Origin of the sequence: Streptosporangium sp. NPDC049644, assembly GCF_040675205.1 — a bacterium.
Classification (GTDB): Bacteria; Actinomycetota; Actinomycetes; order Streptosporangiales; family Streptosporangiaceae; genus Streptosporangium; species Streptosporangium fukuiense.
The window spans coordinates 1-17,894 of sequence record NZ_JBFAOJ010000050.1; the positions used below are offsets into that span (position 1 = coordinate 1).

A 17,894-nucleotide genomic window follows, 5' to 3' on the forward strand; every position below is an offset into this window, starting at 1 on the left:
TTGGCCGATTCCGGCTACGACGGCGCCGGCATCGGCATCCTCACACCGGTCAAGCAACCGACCGACGGCCGGTCCCTCGACGTCGACACCCGCACACGCAACGCGCTCCTACGCGCCCTGCGCTGCCTGGGAGAACGAGGCTTCGCCCTGCTCACACAACGCTGGCGCACCCTCCAGCGCGTCACCGCCAGCCCCAGCAGAATCGGCGACATCGTCAAAGCCGCGCTTGTTCTCACCCATTTCGAACATGGCTACCTGACGTGAAAGTCGCTGAGATCACCTCAGTGATGCTCCTGCAAGTCTAGACCACCGCATCTAAGCATGTCCCCCGGCATTTGAGGACGCTCACGATGCCTCCTCGTAGTAGATGGTCCGGCCGTCGGCCCACACCAGCATGGCGCGTCCAGTCACTCTGTTCTTGTCGATCCGACCACGCGGCCTGTTCCCTTCCGAGTCCGAGCACTTCCCATTCACGCAGGCCACCCGCCCCGACTCCTGCGCAATCCGCAGCGAGAAGTTCTTGCAGTACGGGCACGCCGGCGGCAGGTGGCCGCAGGGGACGTGGATCGGGATCCACTTCTCGGACTCGCCGATGTCGCGGATCTGCCGGGCCTGCTCGATCCATCCGCCGAGGTCGTATAGGCCGTGACCTTGGTGACGGTCGTCAGGGAAGGAGCACCTCGCCGGCGAGGCCGGCCACGACGGGGATGATGCCCAGGAAGACGAACGCGGGCAGGAAACAGAGCCCCAGGGGAGCGACCACCTGGACGCCGACCCGTTGGGCGGCCGCCGACGACGCGGCGCGGACGGCACGGCGGAAGTCGTCGGAGAGCCTGGTGAGGACGTCGGCCACCGGTGCGCCGCTGGACGCGGCCCGGCTCATGGCACGGGCCAGAGGGGCGAGCGAGCGCTCGGCTGCCAGGGCCTGCCAGGCGCTCTCCGGCGCGGCTCCCAGTCTCAGCTGGCCGCTCACCCAGGCCAGTCTCTCGCCCAGTGGTCCCGCGATCGCCTCCGCCGTGACGTCGACGGCTCCGGTGATCGGCTGGCCCGCGCGCAGGCAGGCGACCATGAGATCGGCCGCCAGCGGCAGATCCGCCGTCAACCGTCGGTGTTCCTCGCGCAGTTCGGGTGACTCTCGCCTCCGCAGCACCGCCAGCGCGATCCCGGAACCTGCCGCCCCGACGACCGCTCCCGGCAGACCTCCCACGGCCAGGAATGCCACCAGCCCCGTGGCGAGGGCCGCCGCGATCTCACCCCGGCTCGGCCGCTGCCTTCCCTCCGGATCGTGAACCATCCCGGCGAACGGGCCGCGGGCCGTTCGCGCAACCGGGTCCCGGGCCGTCCCCGTGGACAGACCTCGGCCTGTCCTCGCGAACGGGTTCCGAGCCGCCCTCACAGGCAGCCCCTGAACCAGCCCCGTGGACGGATCCCGAGCCGTCCTCACAGGCAGGTCCCGAACCGGTCTCGCGAACGGGTCTCGGATCATCCCCGTGGCCGGGGAAAACGTGGGTGCTTCGGCCTCTGGCCGTACCTTCGGAAACCCGGCCAGGTGTGCTGAGCGCCGTGCGCGGCGGAGCCGGTCGGCGGGTTCGCACCGGGCGATCCACAGCCGGACGGCGATTCCGGCGAGCACCACGGCAAGCAGAATGATCATTCTTTCTCCTTTCGCGATCCGGGCCAGGGGGTGTCAGCCCCGCTGGGCCCGGGCGACCAGGCGATGGGTCCACCACAGGCCACAGGCGTCGAGTGCGAGACCGACGACCAGACAGCCGACGCCCGCCGGACCGCCGAACAGGAAGTGCAGCGGGCGCATGCCGAGGCCGGCCGCCATCAGCAGGCCGAGGACGGGCAGTCCTGCCAGCAGGCGGGCCGTGGCGCGAGGGCCGGCGAGTTGGGCGGCGACGTCCTGGCGATGGCTCTGAGCCTCTCGCAGGGAGGCGGCGACACGATCGACAAGGACGGCCAGGCCCGCCCCCGCTGTCATGCTCACCTTCCAGCAGGCGGCCAGTGCCCGGAAGGCCTCGCCGCCCTGCTCCGGCGCCACGGCCAGTAAAGCGGCGGGTACGTCACCCCCGTCCCTCGCGGCCGCGACCAGCGGGCGCAGAGCCTCGGGATCGGGAAACCCCGCTGCCCGCACGGCCCGCGCCAGCGCGTCACCTGCCGTCCGTCCCGCCGCCAGTTCGGCGGCGAGGCCCTGACAGAGCTCGATCGACGCGACCCGCCAGGCCGCCACGCGCCGGGAGGGCCGCGAGTGAGCGGCGAACCTCTCCCGCAAAGAGGGCGAGGCGGCCGGGCCGCGACGGCGCAGGCGGCCCAGGCGGGCGGTGCCGTAATCCGCACCCGTCCACAACCAGGCCGCCAGGGTGACGAGAACCAGGGCGGCCGCCATCATGGCGTCGGCCGCGACATCGTCCTTGAGGCCGTTCGTGACGTCGGCGCGCCGGGACCCGGGCAGCCGGGAACGTCCAGGTGCGTCTTCCGGCGGGGCGGGGGTGTGGGGGCACCGGAACGCGGGCTCGAAGGGCCTGGGGGAGCCGGGGCGCCGGGAGAGGCCTCTCGTGGAGGCGCGGGATCCCTGATGTCCGGACACGGGCCGCCGGGGGCCTCGGAGGCCGCGGTGTCCCGGTGGGAGGCGACCGGTGGGGCCTCGGACGGGCCGTACGACCGCGGCGGGCGGGGGGACAGGTAGGGCCTGCGGCGGGGAGCCTGCGAGGCGGGGATACCGGGCGCTCGGGCTGCGAGGGCGGGTAGGCCGGGGCCGGGGCTCATCCGGCCGTCCGGGGCGAAGGTGAGGGCCGGTTCGGCCTCCACCAGTCCCGAGGGGCGGCGGATCATCATGCAGATCTCGGCGACCCGGCGACGCCCGTCGGCGTGGTCGCGAACGAGGTGGATGACGACGTCCAGGGCCGCGGCGATCTGGCTGTGGACCGCCTCCCTGCTGAGACCCGCCGCGCATGCCAGCGCCTCCAGGCGGGGTGGCACGTCGGTCGCGGTGTTGGCGTGCAGGGTGCCGCAGCCTCCCTCGTGACCGGTGTTCAAAGCATTTAGAAGATCAACCACTTCCGCCCCCCTCACCTCGCCGACGACGAGACGGTCGGGGCGCATCCGCAGGGCCTGACGGACGAGGTCACACAGGCCGACACCACCGGCGCCCTCAAGGTTGGCCGGGCGTGCCTCCAGGCGGACGACATGGGGATGCAGTGGTCTCAGCTCGGCGGAGTCCTCGACCAGCAGCAGCCTCTCCCCGGGATCCGCCAGGGAGAGCAAAGCCGACAACATGGTTGTCTTTCCGGTTCCTGTGCCCCCGGTGACCAGGAAGGCGATCCTCGACTCGATCACCGCGGTGAGAACGGCGACGCTTTCCGCCCCGATCGCGCCCGCCTCGACCAGATCGTGCAGGGTGAGGGTGCGCCGGGGCGGGAGTCGCAAGGACAGGCAGGTGCCGTTGGGCGCCACGGGCGGCAGGACGGCGTGCAGCCGGACACCTCCCGCCAGGCGGGCGTCGACATAGGGACAGGCGTCGTCGAGACGCCTGCCCGCGGCGGAGGCGAGCCGCTGCGCGAGCCGCCGGAGCGCGTCCTCGCCGGGGAAGACGACCGAGGTCAGGCGCAGCCCGTTCCCGTCGTCGACCCACACCTCGCGCGGGCCGTTCACCAGCACATCGGTGACCTGGGCCTCGGCCAGCAACGGCTCCAGTGGACCCGCTCCGATGAGATCGGCGCACAGGACCCGGGCCACCGCCAGAATCTCCGCGTCGCCGAGCATCGCCCGTTCGGCCCGCAGCGCTACCGCGACGTGCGCGGCACTGGGCTCGACTCCCGTCCTGGCCAGCCGCACCCGGACCGCCTCCACCAGCTCCGGCGAGACCGTCAGCGCGCTCTCGGCCCGTTTCACCTGTCCGCCCCGAGCTGCTCGTGCAGGAAAGCGGCGCAGAACCGTCCGAGAGAGGTGCGACGACCGAGTGGGGGAACGTCTCCCCGATCAAGCGCGGCGGCGAGGCGAGGCTGGTCGGGGAGGCTACCGCCGTGCGGAACGCCGAGCGAGCCCGTTACCACGTCGTCGTTCAGGACCCCGCTGCGCACAACCGCCCGCACCTCACCGGTGTGCTCGCGCAAGGAGGCCAGCACCTGTGCCGCGGCGAGCACGCCGCGCACGTCGGCGGTGACGACCAGGAGGGTGATGCCGGCTCGGCCGAGCGCCTCCACCGCGGCCTGGTCGAGGTGGCGCGGCAGGTCGACGACCACCAGCTCGAAGCCCCTGCGCCCCGCTTCGAGGACCGAGCGCATCGCCTCGACCGGGATCGGCTCGACCTCGCCCCGGCTGAAGGAGAGCAGCGTCAGTCCCGCGAAGGTCGGCAGGGCCGCCTGGAGCGCCGTGCAGCTGACCCTGCCCTCGCGGGCGACCAGGTCCGACCAGCGCGCTCCGTCGGACTCCTCCTGGCCAAGAAGGAGATCCAGTCCTCCGCCGAGCGGGTCGGCGTCGATCAGAAGGGTGCGGATGCGCCGGCGGGATGCGGCAAGCGCCAGCGAGCCCGCCAGCACGCTGGCTCCGGCTCCGCCGCGCCCGCCCGCGACGCAGACCACGAATCCCGGCTTGGCGGATGGCTCGACGACGTCCGCGAACTCGTCGACCAGCCGGCGCTCCGCGGCGGGCAGCTCCAGCACGGCCTGGGCGCCGACCGCGACGCACCTGCGCCATGTGTCGGGGTCGTCGCAGGTTCGGGTGACCAGGAGGACACGGGGGCGAGGTGGCGGTCCGGTCGAGGCCAGCGCACCTGCCATGTCGTCACCGACGACGACCAGCGGAGCACGGTTCCAGTAGGGCCGGGCGTGCGCGGGCGCGTGGGCGACGTCAAGCTCGGCTCCGGCCGCGGCGGCGATGCGGAGCAGGTCGTCGAGCAGATCATGGTCTTCGGTGATGACCAGCGGGCGGTCCACTGATGCCTCCTGGGATGCGGGGACCCCACCCTCCGCGACGGCTCCCCGTCCGCGAGGTACCGAACGCCATACTGTGGACGACCGGCTCCGAGGTGACCAGGCCTGTGGAAAACCGGCGCCCAGGAGAAGCCGTACGAGCGCGGAAGGCACCGAACACCTCTCGCACCTTCGGGTGCGCCGACACGTCACCCCGAGGAACCGGGGCGGGAGTGACCGCTGGGAAAAGAGGCGACCCCCGCCGGGGGGAGGACGGGGGTCGCCGACCGGTCCGGCTCTGGGGGGGTAGAGCCGGTCCCGTTTCAGAAGAAAGCTTCAACGGCCAACCAGGGCATGGCAAAGGATTGCGGTGCAACCTGTGCGCAGTTACTCCGGTTTGGGGAGATACCAACTCATGCTGCCCGATCAACTCAAGTTTCGTCGAGGAGTAATCCTCAATTTCCACTAGTTTTTTTAATGTAACGATCCAGTCTCCGGATACCGCCCGATCCGGGCGCGCCCCTCGCACGGGCGAACCGCGACTACGTTAAGTGATCATCACCGGAGCCCGGCCCCGCCCGCGCGAACGGCGTCGATCGGCCGCACGCGACGCAAGATGGCATACGAGTGGGTTTGCTGATTAATGTCCCTCGATCCGCAAAGGTTTTGCCCCTAGGGGTTCCCATCAGCGCGGATCGGACGTACAAAGGTTGCACGGACCATGTGTCCGGGCACGACCGCTGGGTACCCACGCGCCGTCAGCCGCGGGAGGCGCGTTGAAGCGGGCTTGTCCCGTTTCAACGATTATCAGGTGCACGCTTGGTAACCCGGTAGGAACGTGCCGACGACGGCGCCCCCTACCAGGGGCGCCGTCGGCTCGTGTGGGCAGGTGCCGGGGGTGTCCGTAATCGATCACCACGAGTGATCGTACGCACCCGGGCGGCATCCGATCGGGATCAGCCCCGCTGCATGGCCTCGCAGATCGCCGTGGCCTCGCGCACGCCCAGGGTGACCGCCGTCGCGCAGTGCCGCACCCACGCCGCGACGCCCTCGGGGGTGCCGCTCAGGTACGACCGCAGTCCCTCCCCGTAGGCCGGGCCGAGTTCGAGGTGACCCACCTCGACGGCCACCAGCGATTTCGGGTCCAGGCCGAACTCCACCAGCGTCAGCCGCTCCGCCGCCCGCGCGACCAGGCCGTCCGCCGCCCCGAACGGGCGCAGCACCGCCAGCTCCGCGTGCACGACGGCGGCGAGCACCAGCGCCGGCGCCTTCGAGGAGGCCGTCACCAGTTGGACGAGACCGTCCACCCGCGCCACCGCCTCCTGCGGTTCGGGCGCGGCGCCAAGACCGAGCGGATCTGACGCCTCGGCCGTGGCCCTGGGGCGGCCGAGGTCCTTGGTGAGCCCGGAGGCGGCGAGCGTGTGCAGCCTGGCCAGCACCTGGCGGGGTGCCGTACGCCAGGTCGAGCCGAGCCGCCCCAGCTCGGCCGAGACGCGCAGCGCGCCCTGTACCACCGGGTCGGTGGCCTCGGGGATGACATCGAGCGGGATGTCCACGCCCTCCAGTGCGGCTGACGCACGAGCGCCGCGCAGGGCGGACCTGGCCGACACCTCCGGGCTCTTACGCCGCAGTACGCGGTGCCCGTAAAGCCGGTCGACGGCCTTGCGCGCGTCGGTGACCGCCTCCGACACTCCGGGCATTCCTGCGATGACAGCCAATGGGTCGCTCACGCTGCCCGACCCTATCGGGGCCGCCCGGCGAGGCCTCGACCAGGCTGCGGGGTGACCTCCGGCGGCTCGGGAAAACAGCCGCGGAACCGTTCGCCGAGCGCATGCCACCGTCCGGCGCAGCGCCGCGTCAATACGCGTTGAATAACGCCGTCTACATTCCTACGGTGTCGAAAACACAACATTTCCAGAGTGGTCGTTCCCGCAAAATCAAGGCGTTTTGAAGGCCTATGAGGCCTTGTCACCGATTGGTACAGACCTGTCTAGACCTCTTGTGGCGAGCACCGGTGGCCTGGTGAAGTGGGACACGACCAGTCGATAGCAGTACGTGAGGAGTGCGCAGTGGCCCCGGAGACCCCTGGTTCCGAGTCTCGTGAGACCCAGGAGACGCTGTCGAACCTGCTGAACGAGACCCGGCGGTTCGCACCCCCCGCAGGCCTGGCCGCGGCCGCGAACGTGACCGCCGACGCCTATGCGGAGGCCGAGCAGGACCGCCTCGCCTTCTGGGAGAAGCAGGCCGACCGCCTGACCTGGTCAAAGCGCTGGGACAGCACCCTTGAGTGGAACCCGCCCTTCGCCAAGTGGTTCGTCGGCGGCGAGCTCAACATCGCCTACAACTGCGTCGACCGCCATGTGGAGGCCGGTCGCGGTGACAAGGTCGCCTATCACTGGGAGGGCGAGCCCGAGGGCGACAGCCGCACGCTCACCTACGCCGACCTGCGGCGCGAGGTCTCCAAGGCCGCCAACGCGCTCGCCGAGCTGGGTGTCGGCAAGGGGGACCGGGTCGCGATCTACATGCCGATGATCCCCGAACTGCCGATCACGATGCTGGCCTGTGCCCGGATCGGAGCGATCCACTCGGTCGTGTTCGGCGGGTTCTCCGCCGGCGCGCTCAGCGGCCGGATCAAGGACGCGGACGCCAAGATCGTGGTCACCGCCGACGGCGGCTACCGTCGCGGCGCGCCCAGCGCGCTCAAGCCGACCGTGGACGAGGCGGTCGCGGAGTGCCCCGGCATCGAGCACGTCCTGGTCGTGCGGCGGACCGGCCAGGAGGTCGAACAGACCGACAAGGACGTCTGGTGGCACGATGTGGTGGACCGGCAGTCCGACGTCCACGAGGCGCTGCCGAACGACGCCGAGGACCCGCTCTACATCCTCTACACCAGCGGCACGACCGGTAGGCCCAAGGGCATCCTGCACACCACCGGCGGCTACCTCACCCAGGCCGCGTACACCCACGACGCGGTCTTCGACCTCAAGCCCGACACCGACGTCTACTGGTGCACCGCCGACATCGGCTGGGTGACCGGCCACTCCTACATCGTGTACGGCCCGCTGGCCAACGGCGCGACCAGCGTCATCTACGAGGGCACCCCGGACACCCCGCACCGCGGCCGGTTCTGGGAGATCGTGCAGAAGTACGGGGTCACCCTGCTCTACACCGCCCCGACGGCCATCCGCACGTTCATGAAGTGGGGCGACGACATCCCCGCCAAGTACGACATGTCGTCTCTGCGGATCCTGGGCAGCGTCGGCGAGCCGATCAACCCCGAGGCGTACGTCTGGTACCGCGAGCACATCGGCGGCAACCGCACCCCGGTCGTCGACACCTGGTGGCAGACCGAGACCGGCGCCATCATGATCAGCCCGCTGCCCGGCGTCACCGAGGGCAAGCCCGGCGCGGCCATGCGCCCGCTGCCGGGCATCACCGCCGACGTGGTCGACGACCAGGGCCGAAGCGTCGGCAACGGCGGTGGCGGCTACCTCGCGATCCGCGACCCGTGGCCGTCGATGCTCCGCACGATCTGGGGCGACGACCAGCGCTACATCGACACCTACTGGTCCCGCTTCGAGGGCATGTACTTCGCGGGCGACGGCGCCAAGAGGGACCAGGACGGCGACATCTGGCTGCTCGGCAGGGTGGACGACGTCATGCTCGTCTCCGGGCACAACATCTCCACCACCGAGGTCGAGTCGGCGCTGGTCTCCCACCCGAAGGTCGCGGAGGCGGCCGTGGTCGGGGCTACCGACCCGGTGACCGGGCAGGCCATCGTGTCGTTCGTGATCCTGCGCGGCAACGCCGAGGAGGGGGCGGACATCGCCGCCGAACTCCGTGCCCACGTGTCCAGGACACTGGGCCCGATCGCGAAGCCCCGCCAGATCCTGGTGGTGCCCGAGCTGCCCAAGACCCGCTCCGGCAAGATCATGCGGCGGCTGCTGCGCGACGTGGCGGAGAACCGCAGCATCGGCGACGTCACCACCCTGGCCGACAGCACGGTGATGAATCTCATCTCGGAGAAGCTGCCCAGCGCCAAGGGCGAGGACTGAGCGAACCTGAGAACCCGGGTGGGCCAGGGCCCCTGGCCCACCCGGGGCCGGCTCCTCATCGCCGCCGCGATGTTCGTCGATCCGCCGCCGGGGTAGCCCCCGGCCGTGACAACCTCCCCACCGGTGTCGTCGTCCGGCGCCGGAACCGAAACGGCCCGCCGCCGCCCTGACCGAGGGCGACGGGCGGAAGACCAGCCGGAGATCCTCCGCGTCCCACCGCCTCGAAGGCGCGCCCGGCGGCGCGGATTCCCACCGCAGGACGGCCGGGACCTCACCAACCCGGTACGGCCGGACTAAAGTCTGAAGTCTTGACGACGCAGATATTCGATGACACATGCGCGATCACCACAGTTGTGCCCGCGACACCGGCTCCGGTGACGATCCCGCCGCAGGTGTGCGTGCACGACCGCCTCAGGGCGCAGCATGATGTTCGACAGAGGCCCTTGATAGGAGACCGTCCATGACACATATTCCGCCCGCGGAGCCACAGGAGGAGTCGCTGGGCGCCCTGGTCGCCGCGGCCAGTGACCACATATCCACACTGGTCCGCGCCGAGATCGAGTTGGCCAAGGCAGAGCTCAGGTTCGACGCCAAACGGGTCGGCGTGGCGGCGGGTCTCTTCGGCGCCGCGGCGTTCATGGCCCACCTGTGCCTGATCCTCGCCTCGTTCGCGATCGCCTACGGCCTGGTCGCCGCGGGCCTGTGGACCTGGCTCGCCTTCCTGATCGTCACGGTGTTCTACCTGATCGTGGCCGGGCTGCTGGTCTTCGTCGGCATCCGGCGGCTCAAGGGCCTGACCGGAATGCGGCGGACCCTGCACTCGCTCAAGACCATCAAGAGCGGAGCCGAGGCCGGCGCCGTTCCCACCGCTCCGGTCACGGCCGGCCAGGTGGGCAGCCATCGCGATCCGGTGAGACCGGGCCGGTGAGCAGACCCGACGAGTCCATGGTCAGGCTGGAGGGTCCGTGGACCCACCACTCGGTCCATGCCGGAGGCACCCGCTTCCACGTCGTGGAGGCCGGTGCGGGCCCCCTCGTACTGCTGCTCCACGGATTCCCGCAGTTCTGGTGGAGCTGGCGCAACCAGCTTGTCTCGCTTCCGGCGGCGGGCTACCGAGCCGTCGCCGTCGATCTGCGCGGCTACGGCGCCAGCGACAAGCCGCCACGTGGCTACGACCTGTACACCCTGGCCGCCGACGCGGCCGGGCTGGTCAGGGCGCTGGGCGAGAGCTCCGCGATCGTCGTCGGCCACGACTGGGGCGGGCTGCTCGCCTGGACCATGGCCGTGAAGGACCCGAAGGCGGTCCTGCGGCTGGTCACCGTCTCCGCACCGCACCCCCGCCGGCTCCGCACCGCGCTGTTCACCGAGCCGTTCGGCCAGTTCAGGGCGGCTCGCTACGCGCTGGGATTCCAGCTGCCGCTGCTCCCCGAGCGGCGCCTGACCGCCGACTCCGGCGCCATGGTGGGACGGTTGCTGGAGAAGTGGTCGGCTCCCGGCTGGCCGCAGGAGGAGGTGGCGAAGACCTACCGCGACGCGTTCCGCATCCCCAACGTCTCGCACTGCGCGCTGGAGTACCACCGCTGGTTCGGCCGCTCCCAGCTCCGCCCGGACGGGTGGCGCTACGCGAAGACCATGCGCGCCCAGATCAACGTACCGACTCTGCAGGTGCACGGCGCGTTCGACCGGCACGTCCTGCCCCGCACCGCCCAGGGCTCGGGCCGCTACGTGGCCGCCCCCTACCGGTGGCGGCTGATCGAGGGCGCCGGGCACTTCCCGCACGAGGAGTGCCCGGAGGAGTTCGACGCCGAGCTCGTCGCCTGGCTGTCCGATCCGGAGCCCGACCGGTGAACGGGCGGGACCGGGACGCCGACGGGAGGCCGCGCAACCGGCGTCCTCGCGACGCGTTCGGGAGGCCGCTTCCGTACGGCGCGGAAGGCGTGGAACGCATTCCGGACGACTACGCGCCGAGCGCGGAGGAGGCCCTCTCCGAGGCCCGCAGGCTGCTCGGCGAGGGACGCCCGTTCCACGCCCACGAGGTGCTGGAAGGCCGGTGGAAGAACTCCCCCGCCCAGGAGCGCGAGCTGTGGCAGGGGCTGGCGCAGATCTGCGTGGGCCTCACCCACCTGCAGCGGGGCAACCGCGGCGGAGCCGCGACGCTGTTCGCCCGGGGCGCCGACCGGATCAGCCGGTACGGCGCGTCGTACGAGGAGGTGGCGGTGGCGGCCGGAAAGCTGGACGACCTGGACGCCGAGGAGGCCATCGCGGTGATCGGAGACCTGATCCGGCGTCTGGTTCCTCCCGGGGGAGCGAATCCAGGTGGGACGTCCGTGGCCTGATCAGCTCCGGGTGCACTCCTGGGTGTTCACCCGGTTGGACAGCCTGGAGCCGTCTTCGGCGTCCGGTGCCACTTCGGCGGCGGTCAGCACGAAGCCGGTCTCCGCCCTGTCGGTGGCCGCCGCGAAGACTACGCCGTAGACCTTGCCGTCGGTGGTGAGCAGCGGCCCGCCGGAGTTGCCCTGCCGGACCAGGCCGCGGATCCAGTAGACATCCCGGTTGACGGTCTTGTGCTCGTAGATGTTGGGGCCCTGAGCCTTCTGCCGGTCCCTGATCCTGGCCGGCTCCATGGTGTAGCCCTGGCCGTGCGGGAAGCCCGCGACGATGGCGTCGTCGTCCTTCTTGGCTGTGCCGTCGAAGCGCAGGATCGGCAGGTCCAGGTTGGGGACACGCAGGATCGCGATGTCCCTGTCGGGGTTGTAGAGCACGACCTGGGCCGAGTGGACGTTGTTGAGATGGTCGATGACCTGAAGGTCCTGGTCGACCCCGGCGACCACGTGCGCGTTCGTCATGATCTTGTCCTGGGCGTAGACGAACCCGGTGCCCTCGATGTGCTTGCGGCAGCTGGAGGCCACGCCCTGGACCTTGACGATGCCCCGGCGGGCCCGGGTGAGTTGTGCGCTCTTCGGCACGCTCCGGTCGGGTGGCGCGACCTCGACGAACTGGCCGCCCGCTATGCCGTCGAACACCCTGGGAAAGCCGGAGGTGTCGATGAAGTCCCTGAAGGGCTTCTGCAGGTCCCTGGCCAGCTTCGGCATCGTCTGATCGACCGTTTTGATCAGCAGGGACTTACTGACCTGCTCCCCGAGCAGCGTGAACTGCGAGGAGGTGATCAACGAACCGATCAGCCACGCGATGATCAGCACCGAGAAGGCGCTCGCGAAGGTGCCGCCGACCGCGTCGACGACCTTGGCGGGTTCCCAGGTGACATGGCTGCGGACCACCGCGCCGATCGTCGACGACGCGAACTGACCGATCGTGGCGGCGAGGAAGACGATGACGATCGCCAGCAGCGCCCGCTCGGTCTCACCGTCGACCACCGCTCCGGCGATGGGCGGGGCGATGAACATGCCCAGCAGGCCACCGCCGACAAAACCGACAAAGCTCAGGGCCCCGATGATGAACCCCTGGCGGTATCCCGACACCGCGAAGGCCACCATCAGGGCGATCAGGATGAGGTCGAGGAGATCACCGCTCACTCCCTTACGGTATCCAGCCCCTGCCCCGCGCGTGCACACCTTCTGCGAGGTCTCTGCGGTTATCGTGGCCGGATGGCGATGATCGGAGGAGCGGCGACCGTGGCGTCTCTCATCGAGACCGCGCTACGGGAGCGAGATCAGGACGGCGCGGCCCGCTGGCGCGCGATCACCCGGTTGCAGGAACGGGGCGATCTGGAGACCTTCACCGCGGCCCGGAGACTCTGCTCGGGAGAGACCGCGGCCGAGCGGATGCTCGGGGTCGACATCCTGGGACGACTCGGCTTCGTCGACCGGACGCTGCCGGTGCTCCGCGCCCTGTCCGTCGGCGAGGACGACCGCCTGGTGCTCTACTCGGTGTTGATCGCCTTCGGCCACCTCAGGGACCGCCGCGCGCTGCCGTCGGTGATCGCCCTCTCCGAACACGCCGACCCCCGGATCAGGTACGGGGCTGCCTACGCGCTGCCGAACATCATGGGCAGCCCACCCGACCCGACGGGCCTGGCCGCGCTGAGACGGCTGACCCTCGATCCCGACGGGGACGTGGCCGACTGGGCTCGCCTCGGTCTGGCCCTGTCAACGGGACGCGAGGTTGAGGACGTCGGGCGGAATGTCCTCGATCCGTGAATGATCCCAGGGAAGCTCGAAACCCGAACGGCCGAGCACGGTGTCGAGCACTCCCGCGGTGAACCCCCACACCAGCAGCCCGCGCACCCGGAACGCCGGCCCCGAGTGACCTCTCGGATGGCGCAACCTGATCCGGTTGGCCGGATCGACGAGCTCGCGGATCGGGACCCGCTCCACCGACTCCACCTCGTCCGGCGAGGCCGCGTGGACCACGCAGGGCGTGTGCCACCAGGCCAGCACCGGGGTCACCCGGTTGTCGCTGTGACTCACGTACAGCTCGGGCATGGTCCCGACCACCCGGACGCCCGTCGGATCGAGGCCGGTCTCCTCAACGGCCTCGCGCAGCGCCGCGGCGATCGGGCCGTCGTCCTCCGGGTCCACCCCACCGCCCGGGAACGCGGGCTGACCGGCGTGGGTGCGCCCGTTCGAGCTCCGCTGGATGAGCAGCACGTCCGGGCCGAGCGGCCCCTCGCCGAAGAGCAGCAGCACCGCGGCCGACCGCCCGCCGGACGCCGGCGGGCGCAACATCGAGGGCACCGGCGTTCCCGCGACCCGCTTCGCCAGCGTTTCCAACCATCCGGGAACCTCTTCCACGGGCACACCTCCGGTCCTCTGCAACACGGCGTCCCGCCCCGCGCTTCCCGGTAGCGGCGGGATGTCGGCGGATCCGCCAGGGCCCGGAGTCGGTCCTACCACAGCGGTGCGGAAAAGATCACGAGAAGGGGCCGGGGCGGACCAGCTTGGCGGCCTGGACGGGATCCGTGGGGCCGATGCCGTACGAGGGGCAGAGCGCGGCGAGCGGGCAGGCTCCGCAGGCCGGCGTGCGGGCGTGGCAGACGCGGCGGCCGTGCCAGATCAGGCGGTGGGACATCATCGTCCAGTCGCGCTTCGGGATGAGCTCGGCGACGACCTGCTCGATCTTCACCGGGTCGGTCTCCGAGGTCCAGTGGAAGCGGTGGACGAGCCGCTGGAAGTGGGTGTCGACGGTGATGCCGGGCACCCCGAAGGCGTTGCCGAGCACCACGTTGGCGGTCTTGCGGCCGACCCCCGGCAGGGTCACCAGGTCCTTGAGCCTCCCGGGGACCTCACCGCCGAAGCGCTCGCAGAGGACCTGGGCCATGCCGATGATGCTGTTGGTCTTGGCCCGGAAGAACCCGGTGGGCCGGATGATCCCCTCCAACTCGGCCCGGTCCGCACCGGCGTAGTCTTCTGCTGTGGGATATTTCACAAAAAGGGTAGGAGTGACCGTATTGACCCTTTTGTCCGTGCACTGTGCGGACAGGATCGTCGCGACCAACAGCTCGAGAGGATTGCGGAAGTCGAGCTCGCAATGGGCGTCGGGATAGGCCTCCGCCAGGATTCGGTCCATTCGCCGAGCTCGACGGACCAGAGCGAGCTGGGATTCACCACCGGGGCTGACATTGCGGGGCACCCCGACAGCCTACGCTCAAGGCCCCCCGCAGAGCCGCCCGGTGGGATGGGTCACAATGACTGCGTGAGCCGTGAAACGGGAGGCACTGTGAACTCCGACGATGTGCTGGGCAAGGCCCCTCTGTTCGCCGCGCTCGACCGGGAGAGCGCCGCCGCACTGCGCACGAGCATCTCCGAGGTGCGCCTCGCCAAGGGACAGACCCTTTTCAGCGAGAACGAGACCGGGGATCGCCTCTATGTGGTGCTCGAAGGCAAGATCAAACTCTCCCGCACCGCGCCCGACGGCCGGGAGAACCTGCTCAGCGTGCTCGGCCCGGGTGAGATGTTCGGCGAGCTCTCCCTGTTCGACCCCCGTCCCCGCACGGCGTCCGCCACAGCGTTGACCGACGTCCTGCTGGCCGGGCTCGGACACGACGACCTGCGCCCCTGGCTGACCGGCCGTCCCGAGGTCGCCCTTCACCTGCTGCGCGCCCTGGCCCAGCGCCTCCGCCGTACCAACGACGTGCTGGCCGACCTGGTCTTCACAGACGTGCCGGGACGGGTGGCCAAGGCCCTGCTGGACCTGGCCGACCGCTTCGGCCAGCGGGTCGACGACGGCGTGCGGGTCCACCACGACCTCACCCAGGAGGAGCTGGCCCAGCTGGTCGGCGCCTCCCGCGAGACCGTGAACAAGGCACTGGCCGACTTCGCCCAGCGCGGCTGGCTGCGCATCGAGGCCAAGGCCGTGGTCATCATGGACCTGGAGCGGCTGCACAACCGCTCGCGCTGACGGGCCCCGTCCTCCGGCAGGCCCTCATCACGGCGGGGGCCGTCAGGGGCGAACCCGGCCGTCCAGATAGGCGAGCTGCGCGCGGACCGACATCTCGGCGGCGAACCAGAGGGACCTGTCCACCTCCGCGTAGACGATCTCGACGATCTCGCGTGGCGTCGTCGCCCCCCGTTCCCTGGCCTGGCGGATCTGGTCCAACCGCCGCCGCCGGTGCGCGATGTAGCCGTCGAGCGTGCCGATCGGGTCGGGGAGCACCGGACCGTGACCGGGCAGCAGCGCCTCCGCCCCGACCTGTTCGGCCCTCGCTCTGAGCAGGTCCAGGGAGCGGAGGTAGTCGGCCAGATCACCGTCCGAGGCGATCACGGTGGTGCCGCGGCCGAGCACGGTGTCGCCGGTGAGGATCGCCCTGTCCCGCGGCAACCAGAAGCAGAGCGAGTCGAACGAGTGGCCCGGCGTGCCCACCACGTGCAGCTCCAGGTCCCCGACGGTGAGCACGTCGCCGTCGCCGAGCCCCTCCTCGCCCAGCCGGTGCGTGGGGTCCAGCGCCCTGACGGGCGCGCCGACCAGCCCGGCGAACCTCGCGGCACCGCCGCTGTGGTCGTGGTGCCTGTGGGTCAGCAGGATCGTGGTGACCCGGCGGCCCTCCAGATGGCCGGCGACCCGCGCCAGGTGCTCCTCGTCATCGGGGCCGGGGTCGACGACCAGCACCTCCTCACCGAGGCCGATCACCCATGTGTTGGTACCGTCCAGGGTCATCTCGGAGGGGTTGGGGGCGAGCAGGTTGAGCGCGTGCTCGGTACCCGCGCCGTCGGGCCCCTCCAGCGGGATCCGCAGCCCGCTCACCGCGAACCGCCGAACTCGTAGTCGTCGTCGAGCACGATGCGCATCTCACCGTCCACTTCGGCGATCCCGGGCATGAAGGTCACGATCTCACGCTCGGCCGCCAGCGCCTCGGAGATCTTGTCGTAGGCGCACAGCTCGGTGAGCGTGCGGTGGGTCGGGGGCATCAGGAAGATCTGGCCGGCCCTCCCCTGGTCGAGCGCGTCGGCGGGCCGGACCCAGACCACCTGGTCGGCCTCGCCGCCGACGTCACGGGTGAGCTGGCCCGGCGGGAGCGCGGCGACGAAGAAGCGGGTGTCGAAACGCTTGTTCTCGACCTCGGGAGTGATCCAGTGGGCCCAGGGGCGGAGCAGGTCGGAGCGGAGGACCAGGCCGCGCCTGCCGAGGAAGTCGGCGAAGGACAGGGTCCTGTCGATCAGGGCGAGCCGGTCGGCCTCCCAGTCGTCACCGGTGGTGTCGGCCACGACGGACTCCGCGGACGGCCCTGCCAGCAGTACCCCCGACTCCTCGAACGTCTCCCGCACGGCGGCGCACACCAGGCCCCGCGCGGTCTGCTCGTCCGCGTGGAAGACCTCGCCCCAGGCCGCGGGCGAGGGGCCGGCCCAGGTGATCTCCTGGTCGGTGTCGCGCGGGTCGACCGACCCGCCCGGGAAGACGTAGGCCCCGGCGGCGAAGGCCATGCTCGCCTTGCGCCTCAGCAGGTAGACCTCCACCCGGCCGGCGTTCTCGCGGAGGATGACCACGGTGGCGGCGTCTCGCGCGGGTACCGGCGCGACCCGCCCGGCCAGAATGTCGCGTGCACGCTCACCGAACTCGCCAGGAAGCGGGATACCGCCCATTTGAGACCCTCCGCCAGAACATCACTCGGTTGCCGGGTCCATCATGTGGCACGGCACCGCCCCGGACAATCGCGGGGTCCCTCCCGGCGCACCGCCCCGGCGGGCGGGGCGCCGGGAGACGGCCCCCGGCGGGCCCCACGGCATCTCCACGGCCCCCGCGAGCTCTCCTCGCCCCTCGGACCGTCGGTGTGCCCTCGCGGCCGTCAGAACCTCGTCGGCGCCGGGGTGTCCACTCGACCTCAGCGGACCTCGGCGATCACCTCGACCTCGACCGGCGCGTCCAGCGGGAGGACGGCGACACCGACCGCGCTCCTGGCGTGCCTGCCCGCGTCGCCGAGCACCGCGGTGAGCAGCTCGCTGGCGCCGTTGACGACCTGCGGCTGGCCGGTGAAGCCGGGGGCGCTGGCCACGAACCCGACCACCTTGACGATCCGCACGATGTTCGACAGTCCTCCGGCCTCCGACGCGACCGCGGCGAGGGCGTTGAGCGCGCAGATCCTCGCGAGCTCGTAGGCGTCCTCGACGCCCACCTCGGCGCCGACCTTCCCGCTGGCCTTCAGCTTGCCGTCCACCACCGGAAGCTGCCCCGAGGTGTAGACGTGGTCACCCGAACGCACCGCCGGGACGTACGCCGCCAGCGGCGGCACCACCTCCGGCAGGGTCAGGCCCAGCTCCGCCAGCCTCTCCTCGGCCGTCACTGCTTGGGCCGCTTCAGGTAGGCGACCAGCTGCTCGGGGTTGGGCCCCGGCACGACCTGGACGAGCTCCCAGCCGTCCTGGCCCCAGTTGTCGAGAATCTGCTTCGTCGCATGTACCAGTAGCGGCACTGTCGAGTACTCCCATTTCGTCATGCGGGACACATTAGCGAGACGGCTCCCGGCGAGCCGCCCA

Annotated in this window: 18 protein-coding genes and 1 pseudogene; 7 read left to right on the forward strand and 12 right to left on the reverse strand. The window is 70.8% G+C overall.

Going from position 1 to position 17,894, the window contains the following annotated elements; genetic code table 11:
• Positions 1-264, forward strand: a 264-nt coding sequence (locus AB0J58_RS25630) for a transposase family protein (protein WP_364219777.1), incomplete at its 5' end; no start/stop codon positions are given.
• A 400-nt stretch (positions 265-664) separates the two neighbouring features.
• Here the strand turns inward: AB0J58_RS25630 and AB0J58_RS25635 are convergent.
• From AB0J58_RS25635 to AB0J58_RS25655, 5 genes and pseudogenes are all read right to left on the reverse strand, one after another.
• Positions 665-1,294 carry a type II secretion system F family protein gene (locus tag AB0J58_RS25635; RefSeq protein WP_364219780.1) on the reverse strand — a complete coding sequence of 210 codons (630 nt, stop codon included), beginning with the start codon at positions 1,292-1,294 and terminating at the stop codon, positions 665-667.
• 393 nt (positions 1,295-1,687) lie between these two features.
• Positions 1,688-2,392, reverse strand: a complete 705-nt coding sequence (locus AB0J58_RS25640) for a type II secretion system F family protein (protein ID WP_364219782.1) — start codon at positions 2,390-2,392, stop codon at positions 1,688-1,690.
• A gap of 371 nt (positions 2,393-2,763) precedes the next feature.
• Positions 2,764-3,894 (reverse strand): annotated as a pseudogene (locus AB0J58_RS25645) (TadA family conjugal transfer-associated ATPase); the annotation flags it as partial.
• Positions 3,891-4,937: a septum site-determining protein Ssd gene (gene ssd, locus AB0J58_RS25650; RefSeq protein WP_364219784.1), complete on the reverse strand. Its 1,047-nt coding sequence runs from the start codon at positions 4,935-4,937 to the stop codon at positions 3,891-3,893. The gene ssd and the pseudogene AB0J58_RS25645, both read right to left, overlap by 4 nt.
• Before the next feature lie 932 nt (positions 4,938-5,869).
• Positions 5,870-6,643: an oxidoreductase gene (locus AB0J58_RS25655; protein WP_364219786.1), complete on the reverse strand. Its 774-nt coding sequence runs from the start codon at positions 6,641-6,643 to the stop codon at positions 5,870-5,872.
• Positions 6,644-6,982: 339 nt separating this feature from the next.
• On the opposite strand from AB0J58_RS25655, the gene acs reads away from it, so the two are divergent.
• The 4 genes from acs (at position 6,983) to AB0J58_RS25675 (ending at position 11,304) form a co-directional block, all read left to right on the forward strand.
• On the forward strand, positions 6,983-8,968 hold the full coding sequence (gene acs / locus AB0J58_RS25660) for an acetate--CoA ligase (RefSeq protein ID WP_364219789.1): 1,986 nt from the start codon (positions 6,983-6,985) through the stop codon (positions 8,966-8,968).
• Positions 8,969-9,428: 460 nt separating this feature from the next.
• On the forward strand, positions 9,429-9,896 hold the full coding sequence (locus AB0J58_RS25665; protein WP_364219792.1) for a phage holin family protein: 468 nt from the start codon (positions 9,429-9,431) through the stop codon (positions 9,894-9,896).
• On the forward strand, positions 9,893-10,816 hold the full coding sequence (locus AB0J58_RS25670) for an alpha/beta hydrolase (protein ID WP_364219795.1): 924 nt from the start codon (positions 9,893-9,895) through the stop codon (positions 10,814-10,816). The genes AB0J58_RS25665 and AB0J58_RS25670 overlap by 4 nt, the downstream gene beginning before the upstream one ends.
• Positions 10,813-11,304 (forward strand): DUF309 domain-containing protein, encoded by a 492-nt coding sequence (locus tag AB0J58_RS25675; protein WP_364219798.1) that lies wholly within the window; start codon positions 10,813-10,815, stop codon positions 11,302-11,304. The genes AB0J58_RS25670 and AB0J58_RS25675 overlap by 4 nt, the downstream gene beginning before the upstream one ends.
• On the opposite strand, the gene AB0J58_RS25680 is transcribed toward AB0J58_RS25675, so the two are convergent.
• Positions 11,305-12,501: a MarP family serine protease gene (locus AB0J58_RS25680; protein ID WP_364219801.1), complete on the reverse strand. Its 1,197-nt coding sequence runs from the start codon at positions 12,499-12,501 to the stop codon at positions 11,305-11,307.
• A 72-nt stretch (positions 12,502-12,573) separates the two neighbouring features.
• Between AB0J58_RS25680 and AB0J58_RS25685 the strand changes: the two genes are divergently transcribed.
• A complete protein-coding gene (locus tag AB0J58_RS25685; protein ID WP_364219804.1) occupies positions 12,574-13,125 on the forward strand; it encodes a HEAT repeat domain-containing protein in 552 nt (183 codons plus the stop codon).
• On the opposite strand, the gene AB0J58_RS25690 is transcribed toward AB0J58_RS25685, so the two are convergent.
• Positions 13,075-13,719, reverse strand: coding sequence for a CoA pyrophosphatase (locus AB0J58_RS25690; protein WP_364219807.1), 645 nt, complete (start codon positions 13,717-13,719; stop codon positions 13,075-13,077). The genes AB0J58_RS25685 and AB0J58_RS25690 overlap by 51 nt on opposite strands.
• Positions 13,720-13,837: 118 nt before the next feature.
• On the reverse strand, positions 13,838-14,557 hold the full coding sequence (nth, locus tag AB0J58_RS25695) for an endonuclease III (protein ID WP_364219810.1): 720 nt from the start codon (positions 14,555-14,557) through the stop codon (positions 13,838-13,840).
• A 45-nt stretch (positions 14,558-14,602) separates the two neighbouring features.
• Here nth and AB0J58_RS25700 point away from each other — a divergent pair, with 45 nt between their 5' ends.
• Positions 14,603-15,325 (forward strand): Crp/Fnr family transcriptional regulator, encoded by a 723-nt coding sequence (locus AB0J58_RS25700; RefSeq protein ID WP_051753478.1) that lies wholly within the window; start codon positions 14,603-14,605, stop codon positions 15,323-15,325.
• Between the two features lie 42 nt (positions 15,326-15,367).
• On the opposite strand, the gene AB0J58_RS25705 is transcribed toward AB0J58_RS25700, so the two are convergent.
• The 4 genes from AB0J58_RS25705 to AB0J58_RS25720 form a co-directional block, all read right to left on the reverse strand.
• The gene (locus AB0J58_RS25705) at positions 15,368-16,168 is read right to left on the reverse strand and encodes an MBL fold metallo-hydrolase (RefSeq protein ID WP_364219815.1); all 801 of its coding nucleotides are present in this window, start codon (positions 16,166-16,168) and stop codon (positions 15,368-15,370) included.
• Positions 16,165-17,004: an NUDIX hydrolase gene (locus tag AB0J58_RS25710; RefSeq protein ID WP_343961742.1), complete on the reverse strand. Its 840-nt coding sequence runs from the start codon at positions 17,002-17,004 to the stop codon at positions 16,165-16,167. The genes AB0J58_RS25705 and AB0J58_RS25710 overlap by 4 nt, the downstream gene beginning before the upstream one ends.
• Positions 17,005-17,243: 239 nt before the next feature.
• Complete coding sequence (locus AB0J58_RS25715; RefSeq protein WP_030924176.1) at positions 17,244-17,702, reverse strand: RidA family protein; 459 nt, start codon at positions 17,700-17,702, stop codon at positions 17,244-17,246.
• Entirely contained in the window at positions 17,699-17,854 is a 156-nt protein-coding gene (locus AB0J58_RS25720; RefSeq protein ID WP_012887236.1) for a DUF4177 domain-containing protein, read from the reverse strand. The genes AB0J58_RS25715 and AB0J58_RS25720 overlap by 4 nt, the downstream gene beginning before the upstream one ends.
• Positions 17,855-17,894 lie beyond the last annotated feature (40 nt).

Excerpts from the sequence above, each read along its gene's own strand:
- AB0J58_RS25635 (WP_364219780.1), bottom strand. The coding sequence starts at position 1,294 with ATGGTTCACGATCCGGAGGGAAGGCAGCGGCCGAGCCGGGGTGAGATC.
- AB0J58_RS25685 (WP_364219804.1), top strand. The coding sequence starts at position 12,574 with ATGGCGATGATCGGAGGAGCGGCGACCGTGGCGTCTCTCATCGAGACC.
- AB0J58_RS25700 (WP_051753478.1), top strand. The coding sequence starts at position 14,603 with ATGGGTCACAATGACTGCGTGAGCCGTGAAACGGGAGGCACTGTGAAC.
- AB0J58_RS25720 (WP_012887236.1), bottom strand. The coding sequence starts at position 17,854 with ATGACGAAATGGGAGTACTCGACAGTGCCGCTACTGGTACATGCGACG.
- AB0J58_RS25665 (WP_364219792.1), top strand. The coding sequence starts at position 9,429 with ATGACACATATTCCGCCCGCGGAGCCACAGGAGGAGTCGCTGGGCGCC.
- AB0J58_RS25710 (WP_343961742.1), bottom strand. The coding sequence starts at position 17,004 with ATGGGCGGTATCCCGCTTCCTGGCGAGTTCGGTGAGCGTGCACGCGAC.
- AB0J58_RS25640 (WP_364219782.1), bottom strand. The coding sequence starts at position 2,392 with ATGATGGCGGCCGCCCTGGTTCTCGTCACCCTGGCGGCCTGGTTGTGG.